The sequence below is a fragment of the Psychrobacter proteolyticus genome, from assembly GCF_003350005.1.
GTDB lineage: Bacteria > Pseudomonadota > Gammaproteobacteria > Pseudomonadales > Moraxellaceae > Psychrobacter > Psychrobacter proteolyticus.
Genome location: NZ_QLKS01000002.1, coordinates 590,967 through 610,686, shown reverse-complemented (window position 1 = coordinate 610,686; position 19,720 = coordinate 590,967). Strand labels below are relative to the sequence as shown.

At 41.9% G+C, this 19,720-nt stretch carries 15 protein-coding genes; 7 read left to right on the top strand and 8 right to left on the bottom strand.

Annotation, left to right across the window (positions count from 1 at the left end):
- Positions 1 to 341: 341 nt before the first annotated feature.
- A complete protein-coding gene (locus DXK30_RS07000; protein ID WP_114701078.1) occupies positions 342 to 1,274 on the top strand; it encodes a DMT family transporter in 933 nt (310 codons plus the stop codon).
- Positions 1,275 to 1,418: 144 nt separating this feature from the next.
- Here DXK30_RS07000 and DXK30_RS06995 read toward each other — a convergent pair whose 3' ends face one another.
- The gene (locus DXK30_RS06995; RefSeq protein ID WP_102092484.1) at positions 1,419 to 2,843 is read right to left on the bottom strand and encodes a solute carrier family 23 protein; all 1,425 of its coding nucleotides are present in this window, start codon (positions 2,841 to 2,843) and stop codon (positions 1,419 to 1,421) included.
- A gap of 586 nt (positions 2,844 to 3,429) precedes the next feature.
- Between DXK30_RS06995 and DXK30_RS06990 the strand changes: the two genes are divergently transcribed.
- On the top strand, positions 3,430 to 4,863 hold the full coding sequence (locus DXK30_RS06990; RefSeq protein WP_114701077.1) for an L-serine ammonia-lyase: 1,434 nt from the start codon (positions 3,430 to 3,432) through the stop codon (positions 4,861 to 4,863).
- Positions 4,864 to 4,970: 107 nt separating this feature from the next.
- Here the strand turns inward: DXK30_RS06990 and DXK30_RS06985 are convergent, their stop codons facing one another.
- From DXK30_RS06985 to xthA, 3 genes are all read right to left on the bottom strand, one after another.
- Positions 4,971 to 5,369 (bottom strand): DUF4377 domain-containing protein, encoded by a 399-nt coding sequence (locus DXK30_RS06985; protein ID WP_101204449.1) that lies wholly within the window; start codon positions 5,367 to 5,369, stop codon positions 4,971 to 4,973.
- Between the two features lie 348 nt (positions 5,370 to 5,717).
- Positions 5,718 to 6,941 (bottom strand): bifunctional glutamate N-acetyltransferase/amino-acid acetyltransferase ArgJ, encoded by a 1,224-nt coding sequence (gene argJ, locus DXK30_RS06980; protein WP_114701076.1) that lies wholly within the window; start codon positions 6,939 to 6,941, stop codon positions 5,718 to 5,720.
- A 201-nt stretch (positions 6,942 to 7,142) separates the two neighbouring features.
- Positions 7,143 to 7,967, bottom strand: coding sequence for an exodeoxyribonuclease III (gene xthA / locus DXK30_RS06975; protein WP_114701075.1), 825 nt, complete (start codon positions 7,965 to 7,967; stop codon positions 7,143 to 7,145).
- Positions 7,968 to 8,172: 205 nt separating this feature from the next.
- On the opposite strand from xthA, the gene DXK30_RS06970 reads away from it, so the two are divergent.
- The 5 genes from DXK30_RS06970 (at position 8,173) to DXK30_RS06950 (ending at position 15,014) form a co-directional block, all read left to right on the top strand.
- Positions 8,173 to 8,760: a thioesterase family protein gene (locus DXK30_RS06970; protein WP_114701074.1), complete on the top strand. Its 588-nt coding sequence runs from the start codon at positions 8,173 to 8,175 to the stop codon at positions 8,758 to 8,760.
- A gap of 7 nt (positions 8,761 to 8,767) precedes the next feature.
- Complete coding sequence (locus tag DXK30_RS06965) at positions 8,768 to 9,604, top strand: ABC transporter ATP-binding protein (RefSeq protein ID WP_162799518.1); 837 nt, start codon at positions 8,768 to 8,770, stop codon at positions 9,602 to 9,604.
- Positions 9,605 to 9,754: 150 nt separating this feature from the next.
- Complete coding sequence (locus DXK30_RS06960; RefSeq protein WP_227670822.1) at positions 9,755 to 10,531, top strand: ABC transporter permease; 777 nt, start codon at positions 9,755 to 9,757, stop codon at positions 10,529 to 10,531.
- A 458-nt stretch (positions 10,532 to 10,989) separates the two neighbouring features.
- Complete coding sequence (locus DXK30_RS06955) at positions 10,990 to 12,687, top strand: AMP-binding protein (protein ID WP_114701071.1); 1,698 nt, start codon at positions 10,990 to 10,992, stop codon at positions 12,685 to 12,687.
- Between the two features lie 626 nt (positions 12,688 to 13,313).
- The gene (locus DXK30_RS06950) at positions 13,314 to 15,014 is read left to right on the top strand and encodes an AMP-binding protein (protein WP_114701070.1); all 1,701 of its coding nucleotides are present in this window, start codon (positions 13,314 to 13,316) and stop codon (positions 15,012 to 15,014) included.
- 94 nt (positions 15,015 to 15,108) lie between these two features.
- Here the strand turns inward: DXK30_RS06950 and DXK30_RS06945 are convergent, their stop codons facing one another.
- The 4 genes from DXK30_RS06945 to DXK30_RS06930 form a co-directional block, all read right to left on the bottom strand.
- The gene (locus DXK30_RS06945) at positions 15,109 to 15,978 is read right to left on the bottom strand and encodes an SDR family oxidoreductase (RefSeq protein WP_114701069.1); all 870 of its coding nucleotides are present in this window, start codon (positions 15,976 to 15,978) and stop codon (positions 15,109 to 15,111) included.
- Positions 15,979 to 16,103: 125 nt separating this feature from the next.
- Entirely contained in the window at positions 16,104 to 16,868 is a 765-nt protein-coding gene (locus tag DXK30_RS06940; protein WP_114701068.1) for a histidine phosphatase family protein, read from the bottom strand.
- Between the two features lie 92 nt (positions 16,869 to 16,960).
- Positions 16,961 to 18,181: a phosphotransferase family protein gene (locus DXK30_RS06935; RefSeq protein WP_114701067.1), complete on the bottom strand. Its 1,221-nt coding sequence runs from the start codon at positions 18,179 to 18,181 to the stop codon at positions 16,961 to 16,963.
- Between the two features lie 172 nt (positions 18,182 to 18,353).
- Positions 18,354 to 19,604 carry an acyl-CoA dehydrogenase family protein gene (locus tag DXK30_RS06930; protein ID WP_227670698.1) on the bottom strand — a complete coding sequence of 417 codons (1,251 nt, stop codon included), beginning with the start codon at positions 19,602 to 19,604 and terminating at the stop codon, positions 18,354 to 18,356.
- Between the last annotated feature and the right edge of the window lie 116 nt (positions 19,605 to 19,720).

Sequence of the window (19,720 nt, the reverse complement as noted above, 5' to 3'; positions counted from 1 at the left end):
TCACTTGTATACATTATGCGCTTTCATACTCCTACGAATCGTCGCCCTGATACAAATATTTTGATATAAGTACTATTACCCAACTGTTATAAGTCTATTGCGAAAAACGCAGCTATATCAGATATTTTGGTTATTTATTTGCGTTTAACGTGCCCAATAATTTTCCGCATAGCGATAGTAGTTGTATTCAGCATAATAAATTATGGTTTTGCCATTTCATTTTGCGTTTAAAACCACGACAATATGGCTTTATGTCAACATAAGTTCTGACATGATGCAATGATAATAAGAGTGCTGTTATTCAAAATGCTGTTATTCAAATACTGTTATAAGGACAAATTATGGCTATTGCTTCAACGCGATCTGCACCTATTGGCTTAGTCATTGGTTGTATCATTTTTGGATTGGGCAGCTTAATTGTCGCTCACGTCGATATTGGTGGTTGGGCCATGTCATTTTGGCGATTGGCTGTTTCTGGTATTGTATTTGCGGTATTGGCTAAGATAATGGGCCAACGTATGCCCAAATCAAAACGCGCTATTTTTTATGCGCTATTATCAGGGGCATTTTTAGGATTAGATTTGGCGCTGTGGCATGAGAGTATTTATGCGGTTGGGCCTGGTATTTCGACGCTGCTTAATAGTCTGCAAATATTTTTCTTGGCCGCTATTGGTTTTATGTATTTTAATGAGCGTCAGTCTATCGTACAGCTTATTAGTTTGTTTTTAGCCATGATAGGCGTGGCAATGATAGGTAGCCCTGAATTCGCACACAACACCGCTGCGACTTGGGGTTTTGTCACTGGTATTGTCTCGGGTGCCATGCTGGCGGCATCAATGACATTTATCCGCAAAACGCACGACACTGAACCGACGCCTATATTTATGCTAATGCAGCTGATCAGTATCGGCGGCGTCTTAGCCATGATTATACCGATGTTTGTATTTGACACAGGTAATATCCTGCCCAATACATGGTCTGAGATTGGCTGGGTGCTTATCTATGGTACGGTAATGCAGTGCTTGGCATGGGGATTGATTGCCTACTCTATTCCTAAGCTATCTCTGGCACTGACTGGACTGCTATTGTTGACTGAACCTATTGCAGCCCTTGTCATTGACTATAGCTGGCTAGACAAACCGATTAATACTTTGCAGTGGAGTGGCGCACTATTAACGATGTTTGCTATTTACTTAGGCTCATTGAAACCAAAACCACGCGCCCTTCGCCGCTATCGGTTTTTTTCAAGATTTTATAAACGGGACTATAAGTAATATTGATTTTTTCAATACTTTTGCTCAACACTGCTATACAAAAAAGCGCCCATGCTATCGATAGTATGGGCGCTTTTTATTACAGGAGATATGCTTTAGCCATCTTTATTTGACAGACTCAAACTTCAATCTCATCAGTATTACTTATTTCGCTTCAGAACTTTGGTTAAACAGAGCATTTAACACGATAGCGGCTAAAGTAGCAGTACCGATACCGCCTAAATCAAAGCCACCTAAATGCAAGCTAAAGTTACCAGTACCCATAATGACCGTCACTGCCGCGATGATTAGATTGCTGTTTTTACTAAAATCAATATGGCTATCGATCCAGATCTTTATCCCAGCAACCGTGATAAGGCCGAAGACAACAATAGAAGCACCGCCCAATAGAGCCGCTGGTATGGTCTGAATGATCGCACCAAACTTTGGTGACAGTCCCAATATGATAGCAACCAAGCCTGCTACGACAAATATCGTCGTGCTATACACTTTGGTAACCGCCATGACACCGATATTTTCAGCGTAAGTAGTAACACCTGTACCACCAAATCCTGCCGAAAAAGTTGTGGCTAAACCATCCGCCAAAAATGCTCGGCCCATATAAGGAGTCACACGAGCCTTGGTCATGCCCTCTACTGCCTTAAAGTGCCCTAGGTTTTCAGCCACCAAAATAAAAGCCACAGGTGCAATTAGGATAATAGCGCTCATCTCAAAGCGCGGCGTATGAATGCTTGGTAGTCCAAACCATGAAGCGGCAGCTACTGTACTAAAATCAATCGCTGTACCAAAGCCTAAAATATTGGTCATGACAAAATAAGCAACGTACGACAGCACCAGACCGACGAGTAACAACAGACGTCGCAACATACCGCGAGTAAATACTGCCACACCACTAATGAGCAGTACGGTCAAGGTGGCCATCCAAGCATCAAACTGATTGGCAGACACGCCTTGAATGGTCACTGGCGCCAAGTTAAGACCGATAATCATGACAATCGCACCCGTCACGATAGGCGGCATCAAGCGCTCAATCCAACCTGTACCCGTCTTCATCACTAGCAGACCAATCAATGCATAAATGATACCGCAGGCCATAATACCGCCTAGCGCAACATTTAGATTGTCATTGAACCCTGCGCCTGCATAAGCGGTCACCGCGATGACTGGACCAATAAAAGCAAAGCTTGATCCCAAGTAGCTCGGCATACGCCCACCGGTAATCATAAAGAACATTACCGTACAGATACCGGACATTAAGATAGCTAAGTTAGGATCAAACCCCATCAATAAAGGCGCAAGCACAGTTGCACCAAACATCGCAAATGTATGCTGTATACCGAGCAATACGCTTTTTGACGGAGGTAGATAGTCGTTGATACCGACTGGATCACGATCCAAGTCGCCCTTATAAGGACGCCATGTCGGAAACCAACGGCCATTTTCAAAATCTGGATTGTGCGGATAATTGATAGCGGCTGAATCAATGCCTGCAGATTCCAAGGCATTTTGAGTCGATAGATCTTGAGCGCTATTGTCTGACGCTGATGAAGGGTCTTTTTGAGATGGCATGCGCGCTTGTCCTATGTGAGCTAAGCTAAAGTAATAGGCTGGGGCGTGTTGAATATTCGACCATGGCACTGACAGAGACTATTTGTGAATGTTCAATACGCCCTTGAATAACTGATAAAATAAGAATATTAATAAATGGACATATTTCTAAGGGCTTGTATAAATAGCAGAACGTTAAGTCCTTCTATCTATAATATGTCATCCCAATTCATTCATTTATGTTGTAATATGACAAACCAAAAGTATTATTTGGTATGATAACCATATCTTACTAAATGTATTGATACGGATGTGTCTGACTGAAAATTTTAGTCTTTTTTAATCCGTCTTATTTTACGATGATAACCAACTTACAGGATGTTACATAGTTGTTGACTGCGAGCATGATAACGGAGTTTCAAAATAAATAAAAGTTATTATTCAACTGCCCTCAGTGCTCATTTACCTTATAACCTTCATAAATAGTGTCTCGCGCCCACCTGCCAACGGTGACTAGGAGCGATGGCTGTCTATTATATTTTTCACAAAAGCGCTCAATGCCATAGATAAAATAGGCTAAAGCGCTTAAATTTTTTGGTGACTTATTATGATCAGTGTTTTTGATTTATTTAAAATCGGCATCGGCCCATCCAGTTCGCATACAGTCGGACCGATGGTCGCTGCAAACTTATTTTTGACCTCGCTAACTGAGCAGATGGAACTGACTGCGGTTAAGACCATTGAGATTGAGCTGTATGGTTCTTTGGCGGCGACCGGAAAAGGCCATGCAACAGATACCGCTATTTTACTAGGCCTACTTGGGCACACGCCTAGTACGATAGACACACGCATGACCAGTAGCTACCTATCTCCTATCTTCTCTGACAAAATTCTCAGTGTATCAGGCACGCATACGATTGCTTTTGATACAGAGCAAGACATCTATTGGTATGATGATACTGTGCTACCTTATCACCCTAATGCATTGACGCTACGCGCTATCTCAACTGAAGGTGTTCGCTATCAGCAAACTTACTATTCAGTCGGTGGCGGTTTTGTCATCAATGAAGAAGATGCAACTAACCCAGACGAAGATCATGCCAGCCCGACCATCGATAGAGTTCCCTACCCGTTCAATAACGCAGCAGAGCTACTAGAGCAATGTCGTGAGCATGACTTAAGCATCAGTGAATTGGTACTGGCAAACGAATGTCACTTCCATGCCAAAGAAGAAGTATTTGCTTATCTAGATAGCATTTGGGAAGTGATGCAAGACTGCGTCAAACAAGGCTGTGAAAATGGCGGCATCTTGCCGGGCGGATTAGATGTAAAACGCCGTGCCCAAGATTTGCATACGCAGCTGTGTGCTGAAAAAGACCAACCTATCACCAAAACTGATAAGTTAGCCGCCATGGACTGGGTCGATTTGTACGCGCTCGCCGTTAACGAAGAAAACGCAAATGGCGGCAAAGTAGTCACTGCTCCAACCAATGGCGCAGCAGGTATCATTCCTGCCGTACTGCACTACTATCGTGACTTTTTGCCTAACTACAACCAAGATGGCGTTCGTAAGTTTTTGCTAAATGCTACTGCTATTGGCAGCCTTATCAAACAAAATGCCTCAATCTCTGGTGCTGAGGTCGGTTGCCAAGGTGAGGTTGGTTCTGCGTGTGCAATGGCAGGCTCTGCACTGGCAGAAATAATGAATGGCACGCCAGCCAAATGCCTAAATGCAGCAGAGATTGGCATTGAGCATAATCTAGGCCTTACCTGTGATCCTATTGGCGGACTGGTACAAGTGCCTTGTATCGAGCGTAATGCGATGGGTGCAGTCAAGGCAATCAATGCAGCACGCTTAGCCTGTAGAGGCAATGGTCAGCACTTCGTCTCTTTAGATAAAGCGATAGAGACGATGAAGCAAACAGGAGCTGATATGTCTGATAAATATAAAGAAACAGCACGAGGTGGCCTGGCGATCTATGCTGACAATAGAATCCCTACGGCAACGCGCGGTGTCAGTGTTAATTATAGTCAGTGCTAGGTTAACTTCTCGAGAAACAATTTACTGACAACAAAAAGGCCTCTAACGAATTAGAGGCTTTTTTTGTCATGTATAACTGGTTTATCGTCTATGTATTGATATCAATATTATTCAGCAGTTTTTGATACCACTTCATTTAGAATCCAAACTGGCTGTACTACGTTAGAGCCTTCTGCGGTTACTGCTTCTTGGCGTACATCTAGCACATAACGATAGTTCGGCTCATAGGTAAAGCCTTGAATATTGCCATTTAGCGTGGTGTAGTTTTTCTGATAGGTCTGACGATACTGCAAGCACTGTGATTCAACCATACTACCATCAGTAGCAGTCAAGTCACATACTGCTTTACGCGGTGCAATTTCCACTTCAAAACTTGGGATATTTACTACTTTTACATTCATAGGTTGTCCTTCAACAACCATCGTGCGCTCATCATCCATACTCATCGTAGAGCAACCAGAAAGGGCAAAAGTTGTCATCAATGCTGCAAGTGCTAATTTCTTCATTATTCAATCCTCAGATAATTGTTATTAATTCTTTATTAATAGTTTAGTTACTGGCTTAACTACTAACTTATGGTTGCTTAGATAAAATTATTATTTTGAACACCTTATCTTGCTTTGCTACAAGCTAATAAGGTTGTTTGCTTCTTACTGAAACCAGTATAGGTCGCTAGTCGTCTTACCCTCTATGACTACTTTGTAAATTAACGTCAGCTTTTGCAACTGATGTTAATGAAGCGTATTGAATAGCAGAGTTATTTGCTACTGAGCAGAAGTTTGACATTAAAAAGCCAGAACAAATATTGTTCTGGCTTTGATGCAACTACGCAAATTCTGTTTTATGGAGAAGTACTAGCTACGATAATCAGCGTTTATTTTGACGTAATCGTATGACAAATCGCAGGTATATACGGTATCGCTAGCATCGCCACGTGCAAGGTCGATATGAATGGTAATCTCAGGTCGGCTCATGACTGTTTTGCCCGCCTCTTCTGTATAGTCAGGTGCAACACCGCCATTTTGGCAAATCATTACCTCGTCTAGATACACATCGACTTGCTCTGTGTCTAGATCTTCGATACCAGCATAGCCCACTGCTGCTAATATGCGACCCCAGTTAGCATCACTAGCAAAGAATGCCGTTTTTACTAAGGGTGAATGTGCGACTGCATAAGCCACATCGCAGCATTCTTGCGTGGTTTGACCACCAGTCACTTTGACTGTCATAAATTTGGTAGCGCCTTCGCCATCACGCACAATCAGTTGTGCCAGACGGACAAACACATCAGCCAATGCATCGAATACAGGCTGATAATGTGGATGCTCTGTGCTATCAATCACCTCTGAGCTAGCAGCACCTGTTGCGATTAACACACAACAGTCATTGGTTGAGGTATCGCCATCGACAGTAATGCGGTTGAAAGACTGCTCGTTGATAGCGCTTAGCATCTCTTGTAATAAGTCAGCAGCGATGTCGGCATCTGTCGCCACATAGCCCAGCATAGTCGCCATATTTGGGCGTATCATTCCTGAGCCTTTAGACATACCAGTGACATGATAGCTAGTACCTGCTACATCAATTTTTTGGCTGGCCAATTTAGGAATGGTATCTGTTGTACGAATGCCATTAGCAGCGGCTAGCCAGCTATCAGGTGCTAGATTAGCCAATGCATTATCCAGACCTGCGATGACTGCATCACTATTTAACGGCTCACCGATAACACCAGTAGAGAATGGCAATACCGTATTGGTATCTACACCGGCCTTTTCAGCCAATGCTGTACAAATATCAATGGCGCGGCGCTTGCCATCAGCGCCCGTACCTGCATTTGCGTTACCCGTATTGGTGACTAAATAGCGCGGACTAACCTTAGCAAAGTGCTCACGCAATACTCGCACTGGCGCTGCACAAAAGGTGTTTTTAGTGGTCACAACCGCAGTAGTGGCTTTGTCAGATATTTCGATAACTACTAGATCATCGCGGTCTTTATAACGAACGCCTGCCGCTGTGGCACTGAGCTTGATGCCGTCGATGGGATAGATAACGTCAGGTACTGATACATTTCCAACAGCCATAATAAAATCCTTATTTTTCAATTTTTATCGTTATTTATGGAATACGAAGTGATAAATATATAGTCAGTTCAAGATTATTCAGATACAAGGAGAGCTAGCTACAGTGCTACAACCAGCAGACTGAGCAAGCTAATCATCGTATCTAATTGACATGAGATTGACATGAGATTGACTATATATAGGTATCACGGTATATAAGTATTACGGTCTCTTTAGGTCAAATGCTGACCAAATCGGTGCATGGTCAGACGGTTTTTCCATAGCACGTAGCTCATAACTGATACCAGCATCGATACATTTATCGATTAGATCTGAGGTACATAGAATATGATCAATACGTAAACCGCGCTTAGGTTCATCATTGAAGCCGCGACTGCGATAATCAAACCAACTGTATAACTCGGTGCTCTCTGGATAATGCAGACGGTAAGTATCTGTCAGCTCACGTGACATCAATGCTGAATACCATTCGCGCTCTTCTGGCAGAAATGAGGTTTTTCTATTTTTCAACCAACGCTTAGCATTGACTTCACCAATACCAATATCGATATCTTCTGGTGCGATATTCATATCACCCATGACGATAATCGAACGACCTTCCGCTTTTAGCGTATCAATATAAGCCATCAAATTGGCATAATAAGCGCGCTTCATAGGAAATTTGGTTGGGTGATCTTGGCTCTCTCCTTGCGGAAAGTAACCATTGAGCACATCCACTTCACGACCTTCAAACTCATAACGTGCATGGATAAAGCGCTTTTGGGCTTCTTCATCTTCGCCAGGAAAGCCTTTTTGTACAAATACAGGTGCAGCTTTGGATAGGAGTGCAACGCCATAATGCCCTTTTTGTCCAAAATACTCGACGTGGTAGCCAAGCCCTTCGATATCGCTAAGCGGAAATTGATCATCATGAACCTTGGTTTCTTGTAGGCCCATGACATCAGGATCGATTACCTCGCGCACCGCCTCGAGCTGATGCTGACGTGCACGGATACCATTGATGTTAAAACTGACAAAACGGGTCATAAACTGTCCTATACTGATTGGTTAGAATATAGCGCTCTATAAATGAGGGAAATATAAACGGCTATGATAACAAATGTAAGCGTTTCTAGCGGTTGCATGGCCTGATATCTTGAGCTAGAGTAGCTCTATTATAAGCACTATCTATTATTGGTCTATCTGAAACACTTTTATTCAACAATACTTATTAAAAATATCGAGCATCACTATGACAACAATTAAGCAAAAAAATACGACATCAGCCATGAATGATGACATCAAACCATTATTTGCTAAAGATTATAACGTCTATATTAACCATACTGATGCTGGCGGTATAGTCTATCACGCCAATCATTTGGTGTTTTTTGAAAACTGCCGACGCGACTGGTTTACTGAGCTGGGCTTAAATGGGTATTTTTTGCAAACTGACAGTGGTGAAATACAGCATTTTGTCGTGAGTCAGGCGGATTTGCAATACAAAAGAGCCATTCTATTAGATGAGGTAATTAGCGTACGTATTGATAAAGTGGAGCTAAAACCTGCCAGCATCATATTTTATCAAAGTATATATCGCAACCTACCGAATCATGGTACTACCGAAACAGATAATATCCAGCTACTAAGCAGCACCAAAATCGTCATTGCCTGCGTACAAAACCTCGTCAAACCAGAGCCAATGAGTAATGACGAAATAGGCAGCGATAAACCAGATACTTCAGCGACAACCCCACCAATGCGTCCTATACGTGTACCAAAAAAACTCCGCGTTACGATCCAAAAAGCTATTGACGAGCAAGTAAATGGTCAGCAGTAGAACTGCTATGAACATAGATACGGATAGAGTACTACTTGAATTTGATAATCTATGGGTGCATAGCCAACGGACGATACGTACTCATAGCGTTAAAAATAGCAAAGAAGCTTCGAATAAAATCTCTATGCCGTCTAGCATTTATCAAAAGTGGACAAGCAAGCTAACCGCAGACGCTTCACTGAATAAAGAGCTATCAACTCATGATCGAACGCTAATAAGCGGTGCGAGCGGTATGCTATTGTCAAGGCAAGTCACTGTTTTGACAGGAGCGTCTAGTAGCGGTAAATCAGTACTGCTGCGAGTATTGGCAGGATTACTGCCCATGAGCAGCGGTACTGTTCGTTTGAGCAATGACACGTCAAGTGATGTTTATCACGATATTCATGAGACTTCACCTATACGATGGCGCAAGCAAGTTGCCCTACTCGCTCAGCACCCACAGTTGTTAGACGGCAGTGTCCTTGAAAACTTACAAATGCCTTATCAATTGCATGCTCACCAGTCGCAGACTTTTGACACAGACTGGCATGTTGCTCAGCTTGAACATTTGGATAGAAGTGCAGATTTTTTGCAACAGGACGCCAAGCATTTATCTGGTGGCGAGCGCCAACTGATCAATACATTGCGTCTATTGCAGCTTAGTCCAAAAGTTCTATTGCTAGATGAACCAACTGCTGCTTTGGACATGGACACTTCAGCACAGCTAGTCAACTTACTTATCAACTGGTTGCACACAGATGCACAGCGCACACTCCTATGGATAACTCACGACACAAAAGATATCATGCCTTTGGCAAATAGACACTGGCATATGCAAGCCGGTGTGCTCACCGTAGACTCTTGAAGAACTTTTATACAAGAATATTTAATCAAGTGATTAAGTCGTCGCTTAGTTGCTCAGACAATTTAGCACGTTAATAACTTCAACCCTCACCGTGTATTATTACTACTGTAATTACTTCCTAAATAAGCTCATATGAGTGGTACGAATGATATGAAAATTTTTCTCACTTATAGTGATATCGCTCTTGCTAGCAGCCTAATTATCATTGTATTACTCATCTCTTGGCGCTTACGTTTAAAGCTAAGCAAGACCCTTTTGATAGCGGCACTTCGTACGATCATACAGCTTAGCTTTATTGGGCTGATACTGGCGTGGATTTTTGCACGTGAACAATGGTATGAAGTGCTACTTATCTTAACGGTCATGACTCTAATTGCAGGAAGTGCCGCCAAAAATCGCGTTAAACGCAGCTATAAAGGGTTATTGACAGATACGTTATTGGCAGTCGGCATCTCAGCAATATTAGTAACGGCGATTGCGATTATAGCGATTTTGAATGTGCAGCCTTGGTATACACCGCAATTCATTATTCCTATATTGGGTCTGATATTAGGGAACTCTCTGACTGCTATTTCGTTGACGAGCAATCAATTGATTGAATCCTTTCATGAGCAATCAGGGCGTATCGAGATGATGCTCAGTCTATCTGCTAAGCCATTCGAAGCCGTCCATGAGCAGATAAAAGCAGCTATCACTAATGGCATGACCCCAACCCTGAACTCTATGCTAGTCGTCGGTATTGTTAGCTTGCCAGGCATGATGACGGGTCAAATCCTAGCGGGCGTCGATCCCACTCAAGCCGTACGCTATCAAATAATCACTATGTTCCTGATATGTGTCAGCAGCACGCTTGGTTGCACTATCAGTGCCTTACTTATCTATCGACGGTTCTTTAATAAGCATAAACAGTTCATTTTACCGCAATAATTTTGGCATCTATATTCGTTTGTATTTCGTCAGCTGACCAATGCTAGTCACATAGTAATCCCTTTATGCGGCAACAAAGCCAATATATTCTTTTAAGTTAATATATGTACTGCTCAGTATCGCTTACTAGTATTGCTTTGAGTCCTATTCGTGCTAATGTATTGCTTAAATGTATTGTTTTATTAATAATTTGGTTGCGAATAGTAGACTATTATTTTAGAACGAACATTATTTCGTTGCTATACTTTCTACTCAATTGTTTTACTTAGCTTTCATATTAAGAATCATTAAGTAAAACACTATACTGACCAAAAAATGGGTAATAGTTAGTCAATAGCCAAGGATGCTATTAAATACAGTACATACTACTTAGATAAGTATTGGTTTGTACTACTAATAGATTGATGAATGCTCTCTTTTACAACTTCAACTTATATTAAATTGCAAGGATGCTAACCATGATGCCGAACAAACCCTGGCTTTCTCAATATCCCGCAGGTGTACCAAAAACTGTTGACCCGGATAGGTATAGTAGCATCATGGAACTGTACGAAGAGTGTTTCGATCGTTTCCGTGGTCATCCGATGAGTATTTGTATGGGAGTGACCCATACTTACAACGACATTGACAAAACCTCATTGGCGGTCGCTGCTTGGCTGCAAAATCAAGACCTACCTAAAGGCAGTGTAGTGGCTCTTATGATGCCAAATGTTCCGCAATACCTACCAACCATGATTGGGATTTTGCGTGCAGGCTACGTTTGTACCCCTGTTAACCCACTATATACTGGGCGGGAATTACGCCATCAGCTTAACGATTCTGGTGCCCAAGCAATTTTTGTGGTCGACAACTTCGCCCAAGCGCTTGAGCAAGTCATTGAAGAAACGTCTATTAAACGTATTGTCCTGTCTAAAATGGGCGATATGATGGGATTAAAAGGTATTTTGGTCAATACGATTATTCGTCAGGTCAAACGCTTAGTACCTAAGTACAACCTCAACGACCCCAAATACCATGTCACTAAGTTCCCTGATGTGCTGAAAAAAGGTAAAAGCTTACCTTTTCAACAACCAACCATGTCTTTGGACCAAAAAGCATTTTTGCAATATACAGGTGGCACCACAGGACTATCAAAAGGCGCTATTTTGTCACAGCGTAATATTGTGGCCGCAGCGATGCAATCAGAAGCATGGACACGGCCTATCACGTCAGAAATTAACGAAGTGTATATTAATATGGTGATGGCGCTACCGTTATATCATATTTTTGCATTCATGCTTAGCCTACTTGGTATGCGTTCAGGCTATACTTTTATACTAGTACCCAATCCTCGTGATATTCCTGGATTTGTCAAAACCCTATCAAAGCAACCATTCCATATTTTCCCTGCAGTCAATACTCTCTTTAAAGGGTTACTTGATAACCCAAACTTCAAAGATTTAGACTTTAGTTCATTGCGTATCACACAGGCGGGCGGTATGGCGGCCACTGAACAAACTGCCAAACGCTGGTTAGATGTGACTGGTTGCGCAATGATCGAAGGTTGGGGTATGACAGAAGGCGTTGCAGTTGGCACCGCCAACGTTATTACCAATCGTGAGTTTAATGGTACTATCGGAGTGCCCGCTCCTGGCGTAGATGTCATTATCATTGATGAAGAAGGTAAACATGTAGGATTAAACGAAGGGGGTGAGCTATGTATTAAAGGCCCTAACGTAACTTCTGGGTATCTTAACAGAGATAGTAGTGATGATTTTACTAGCGATGGTTATTTCCGTACTGGTGATATCGTTAGTATGGATGACAAGGGCTACATCAAACTGCTAGATCGTAAAAAAGATATGATTTTGGTCTCAGGCTTTAACGTTTTTCCAAACGAAATTGAGTCTGTGATGCTTGACTGTGATGGTATCCTAGACTGTGCAGTGATTGGTATCCCTGACGACCATCAAGGTGAAGCGGTCAAGATATATGTGGTACCTGAAGATAATAATGTGACTAAAGAAGTTATTACAGATTTTGCGTTAGATAATTTGACTGGTTATAAATGTCCACGCCATATCGAGTTTGTTAGTGACTTACCAAAAAGTAATGTCGGTAAAGTACTGCGTCAAAAGTTACGTGAAAAACATCAAGCAGATCATCCTCAAAGATAAATCAATATTAACTTTAAAAAATCAAGAAAAAAATTATCAGGTTTTATTATTTTTTGTTGAAAAGCACCTTATATTTAATGTTAGGTGCTTTTTTCGCATGTTAAAAATTTTCTCCTTGTATATAAATACACCCACTAACATTTTATACTTATTTATGTAAGGCTTTTCAAGTGAAAATAATCGTTGTTCAATCAAACAGATTATTAATCTTTTTAATCAAGCTTTATAGTGCTCAACATATATTTTCCTATTTAGCAAACTTAATCCTAAACTATTAAGTTCTTGTATAAGAATAACAAATATGGTTGTAATTATGTTAGTTTATTGCCAAAATATGTTACTAAAATTTCTGTCGTTACATTTTATAGTAATTAAATTATTTAATTACTAATATTTCAGAATGACAGTTTTTATCAAAAGCAATAACCAGTTCGAACCTTTTTAGATTCTTGCACTTTGCGGTTAACTCAAACTTTATAACGGCCCCGTATTTTAGCAGTATGTGATAATTATAGGATAACACTCAACAGTTTATTGCTCAGGGAGCAGTAATGTAAATTGTTGACATGGATGTAACTACTTTTTTATAGAGCCTTAACTTATTTCGATATTTAAGGACGCTCATCATGGCAGTAGATAAACCTTGGCTTGCTCAATATCCAGACAACGTACCCAAGACGATTAATCCTGATCAATATGAAAGTCTCATAGAGTTGTATGAAGAATGTTTTAACCGCTTTCGTATGCATCCAATGACTATCTGTATGGGTGTGACCCATACTTATGGTGATGTAGATAATGCTTCACTTGCAGTCGCAGCATGGTTACAAGCACAAGGCTTACCCAAAGGCAGCGTGGTGGCTATTATGATGCCAAACGTCCCACAATACCTCCCAACGATGATCGGTATTTTACGTGCAGGCTACGTTTGTACGCCTATTAATCCGCTATATACAGGCCGCGAACTTCGTCATCAGCTAAACGATTCAGGTGCTCAAGTTATATTTGTCGTTGATAACTTTGCGCAAGCTTTAGAACAAGTTATTGAAGAGACAAATATTAAGCGTATAGTCTTATCAAAAATGGGCGATATGATGGGATTAAAGGGTGTTTTGGTCAATACCGTTATTCGTCAAGTCAAACGTTTGGTGCCTAAATACAACCTAAATGATCCTAAATATAACGTCACTAAATTTCCTGATGTTCTAAAAAAAGGCAAGAATTTATCGTTTCAAGCATCAAAGACCACCATGCAACAAAAGGCTATTTTGCAGTACACAGGTGGCACCACAGGTCTATCTAAAGGGGCCGTTTTAACGCAACGTAATGTTGTTTCCGCTGCTATGCAATCAGAAGCATGGTATCGTCCAGTCACCTCAGGTATCAATGAGGTATATATCAATATGGTGATGGCATTGCCGCTGTATCATATTTTCGCATTTATGCTGAGTCTACTTGGTATGCGTTCAGGTTATACTTTCGTGTTGATACCCAACCCGCGCGATATGTCAGGGTTTATTAAGACTTTATCGAAACAGCCTTTCCATATTTTCCCTGCCGTTAATACTTTATTTAAAGGTCTGCTTGACCAACCAAATTTTAAAGACTTGGATTTTAGCTCATTACGTATCACTCAGGCCGGCGGTATGGCTGCAACCGAACAAACAGCAGCGCGTTGGTTAGAAGTGACGGGCTGTCCTATGGTTGAAGGCTGGGGCATGACTGAAGGGGTGGCTGGTGGTACTGCCAATGTAATCACTGATCGTAAGTTCAACGGTACTATTGGCATCCCAGTTCCTAGCGTTGATATTATCGTGATCAACGAAAACGGCGAACGTGTTGGCATGCATCAATCAGGTGAGATGTGCATCAAAGGTCCGAACGTTATGTCAGGCTATTTCAATACAGACAATACAAATGATTTTACTCACGATGGTTATTTCCGTACTGGTGATATCGTTAGTATGGATGAAAAAGGCTACTTTACCCTACTGGATCGCAAGAAAGACATGATATTGGTGTCAGGCTTTAATGTGTTTCCGAATGAAATCGAATCTGTCATGCTCGATTGTGATGGTATCGTCGATTGCGCAGTAATTGGTATTCCTGATGAAAACCAAGGTGAAGCAGTTAAAATCTATATCGTACCTGCAGATAACAATGTCACCAAAGAAGTTATCAAAGAATTCGCGCTTGATAATTTGACTGGTTATAAATGTCCGCGTCATATTGAGTTTGTTAGTGAACTACCAAAAAGTAACGTTGGTAAGGTACTACGCCAAAAACTGCGTGAGCAGCATATGTCAGATAACCCTCAAACATTGTAATAATCGCATTACAAATTTAAAGTAAACAAAAAAGCAGAAGCCCACTAGATTGTAGTGGGCTTCCTGCTATCTAGCCTTTACACAGCCAATCTTATTAGCTTATACGATTCATTACCTGTAATGGCAAGTGCTTCATTGCATGACTGATTATTGACCAAGGCAGACTTGGCACACACGCTTCAGCCACCCCTGCCTCAATCGCCGCCACAATCGCTTTGGTTCCAGTATCTGCATCGACCTCAAACGGCAACGGCTTAGAGCCTTCATTAATCTCTGTACGAATATAACCAGGATAGATGGTAGAAACCTTAATAGGAAGGTTAGTCAAAAGCATATCAGCTCGAATGCCTTCTGCTAAGTGAGCCAAGCCCGCTTTACTTGCCCCATAGGTGGTCAAGTGTCTAGGCAATCCACGCATGGCTGACATACTCGATATCACTACCAAATGCCCGCTATTTTGAGCACGGAAGATATTCATGGCCGCTTCACACTGTGCTAGTGCGGCTACGAAATTGACATCAGCAGTGCGACGATTGGTTTCAAAATGCCCTTTACCAATGCGGCGGCTATCGCCAATGCCGGCATTAACCACTACTCGCTCAATGCTGCCGAAATCATCTGCAAAACCATCAAATACTTGAAAAACTGAATCATAGTCACTCACATCTAATGCTTGGTATACGACTCGAATATCAGGATACTTGTCCATCATCTCCGATTTTAGATGCTCTAAACGATCAGTACGGCGCGCACATATGGCCAAATTGTAGCCGAGGCTAGCAAACAGTCTTGCCATACCTTCGCCTAGACCTGAACTGGCACCTGTGATAAGTACCGTTTTACCGTTGCCTACTTGCTGCTTACTCAAGTCTTTTAAATAACTCGAAGGTCGAACCGCACCCACTATCTGGTTTTTACTATGGCGCGCACTTTTAGCTACCAATGTTGTTAATTTATTTTGCATGTACAGTCCTTTGTATATCGACATTTAACAGAGCTACTTTATATAGCTTTGCGACAATTTTTTGTTAGTATAAACATGAACGATATTGGCAGCAAAAAGAAGACCTCGCTATAGCATACACATGTCTATCGCCATGTCACGAAGCGCTTACCTTCAGAAAAAAGATGACTATGCTCATTCAAAGACAACAATCGAGTACTCTTATCTTTTAAAGTAACAGAGGTCACACCAGTATTAACCAAACTTTTATTCAGCTGATAAGCTGTCTCACTGCCTTGTCGTAGTAACTGTGCAGTGATTGCAGCAATGATGCCACCTGAAGTAAATACCAGCACCGTGCTATCCTGATCCAAGCTCATACTTGATACCTTTGTACGCACTTGTTCAAGGGCTTGCTGTGCACGGTCATTAAACTGTGGCCAACTTTCAAGATAATCTTGATCATTATCACCAGCGTGCCAGCGCTGCATTGATTGATCAAATAGCTCAGCCAGTCGCGTGGCTGGCGATTCTGCTTTGGCGATTTCAGCCGTTATATCAGCTAGATTACCCGAGGCAGTAGCTGATTTTATAAAGACATCTTTATGGTTAAACTCATCAAATTGGGGCAAAATGTAGCTATTGGGATGATCAAAATCAATTGCAGGCAAACTAGGTACGTCACCTCTATTACCAGTATACAAAGATGAATAGTAAGAGTCCCAAAAATGGCGAGCTGAATCCTGTTGTCTGACTAAATTACCTGTAAATATTACATCTATACGGCGCTGTGTGGCTGCGTAGTGCTGACCCAGCATTTTTGCTTGAATACTGCCCAGCTCTGAGAGTTGATCATAGTTTTCTTGACCGAAAGAGGCCTGACCATGACGTGCTAAAAGTATGGTTGTCATAAAATATTGCCTTCAATTATATTTCTCGAAATACTATTTTTTAACCGCTTACACTTCTTTTTAATTGCTTACACTTCAGTGGAGCGAGAAGTCTAAGTAAAATAGCCTTTTGGCAAAATGCTTTTAACTACTTTTTGAACAGGGCTTGGCAGTTGCTCAATCGTTTCAGCATCAATACCCATTTCTGCTAAATGTGGCTGTACGTAATTATTAAACAATCCTTCGCCTTCATACTGCGCAATCAACTTAAGACACTTAGCATGCAATACATGCACTATTAGCCAAAAATTTTTAAAAGCTGGATTTGTGGTTTGTTTATTATAATAACGATAGTAAATTTGCTGAACAATGCCTGATAGGCGGAACAACCCAAACACTTCATAAAAGGTCCAATTATTTATCTCTAAACCTGATTGTTTTAGATAGTATTCAACCACTTCATCACGTGTCATCATGCCTTCTAAATGTGTCGGCTGACGGCGTGACTGTTGCATGATGATGTTATCATTTTCTTCAATCCAGTATGCCAATGCGCTACCCAAATCCATTAGTGGATCGCCAAGGGTTGCCATCTCCCAGTCAAGCACGCCAATAACTTTGGTCGGCTCATCTGCGTCAAGTATGACGTTATCAAAACGCCAATCATTATGAATAATACAGGTTTTACTATCAGCAGGCGTGTGCTTAGCCAGCCATTGTCTGACCAATGCAAAGCTCGGTACGTTAGGTGTTTTTGCTTTGACATAACGTTTGTCCCAGCCACTAATTTGACGTTCACAGTAGCCTTCACCGCGGCCCAAATTAACCAAATCAGAGTGTTCTGTGTAGTCTATCTGATGCAACTTCACCAAAGCGTCTAATACATTGGTACAAAGCAGACGTGTTTGCTCAGGATCTAGATCGATACCTTCTGGTAATTCTGCGCGAGGGATAACACCTTCCATCCGCTCCATTACATAAAAATCAGCGCCGATAACAGCTTCATCCGTGCATAGCGCAATCATCTCAGGTACGTAAGGATAAACATCTTTTAATGCTTTTTGAACCGTATACTCACGAACCATATCATGTGCAGATTTTGCCTTGGTGCCTTTTGGTGGACGGCGTAATATGAGGTCTTGGTTTTTATCTTCACCCTCATACTGCAGTCGATACGTCCAGTTTGATGCGCCGCCCGAGAACTGAGTGACTGTAGGCTCGCCTACTACATCGACACCTTGTCTGCGAAGCCATTCACTAACTGCTGTGGCATCAAGCTCTTCGCCTTCGCGCACGGCACCGCCTTTGTCTAGTACTTTATTATCAGTTGCCATGGGATATTCCTTATCATGGGGTCATTTATTTTTATAACAGATGTGAGTGATAGATGAAAAATTCACTACTAAATCGTTAATAGTGAATTTTCAATTAGCATTTTAATTGGCTTATTCTGGATAACAGTTGCGCGAGCAAATCAACATTGGCTCACACAACCGTTTGTTAAGATTAAGCTTTGTCAGACTTAGCAGAACGACTAAAACCCTGACGTTTTAGTTCTAGTTTAGCAATCATAGTTTTATGTACTTCATCAGGACCGTCCGCTAGGCGTAGTACACGAGCTTGGGCATAGAACCCTGGCAGCATTGTGTCTTGACATACACCCATTCCACCATGAATCTGAATCGCCATGTCGACTACTTCTTGTAGCACAGTTGGCGCGACTACTTTAATAGCAGAGATTTCAGTCAATGCTTTTTTCGTGCCTTGAGCATCCATTTTTTGTGCTGCGTACAATGTGAGCAAGCGTGCTTGGTCGATTTTGATACGGGCCTCGCTGATACGCTCAAAGTTACCACCTAATTGTAGTAATGGCTTACCAAAGGCAGTACGTGACATACCACGCTTGACCGCTAATTCAAGAGATTTTTCGGCAGCACCGATACAGCGCATGCAATGATGAATACGGCCTGGCCCTAGACGACCCTGTGCAATCTCAAAGCCCTTACCAGGTCCACCAATAAAGTGGCTGACTGGCACACGTACGTTCTCAAAGCTGATTTCACCATGCCCGTGCGGTGCATCATAATCACCAAATACTTTAAGCATACGTTTGATGTTCACACCCGGAGTATTGACTGGCACAAGCACCATCGAATGCTGATGATGACGGTCTGCGCTTTCATCCGCGGTATATGCCATCACAATCAAAACATCAACCGCAGGATCACCAAGACCGGATGACCACCATTTACTACCGTTTATGACAATTTCATCACCATCGACCATGGCGGTCGCTTGCATATTGGTGGCATCGCTTGAGGCCACATCAGGCTCAGTCATACAAAAGACAGAACGCGTCTCACCTTCTAACAACGGGGTAAGCCATTTGTCTTGTTGTTCTTGAGTACCGTAACGCCACAATAGCTCCATATTACCGCTATCAGGGGCATTACAGTTGAATACATGCGGTGCTAGTAAACTACGACCAGTTAGCTCTGCAATAGGCGCATAATCAGTGACTGAAAGTCCTGCACCTAATGTGTCATCCGGCAGGAATAAATTCCACAAGCCTTCTTCACGTGCTTGCTTGCGCAGGTTTTCGTAGGCTTCTGGCCACTCCCAGTTTTCCCAATTACCATCAGGATTTTTTTTGTGACATTCTTCCCAGAATTGGGCTTCGATGGGTTCAATATGCGTCTCAATGAACGCTTTGACTTTGGCGTGCATGGATTGACCATGTTCTGTTGCGGTAAACATTAAATTGTCGTTAGACATAAATGACTTCCTTTTCTTTATTGATTGTCTGAATCAAATGTTGATAAAAAGCTCTACTAGAGCTTTAGTGCACGCACGTATACTGTTTTCCGTGAGCT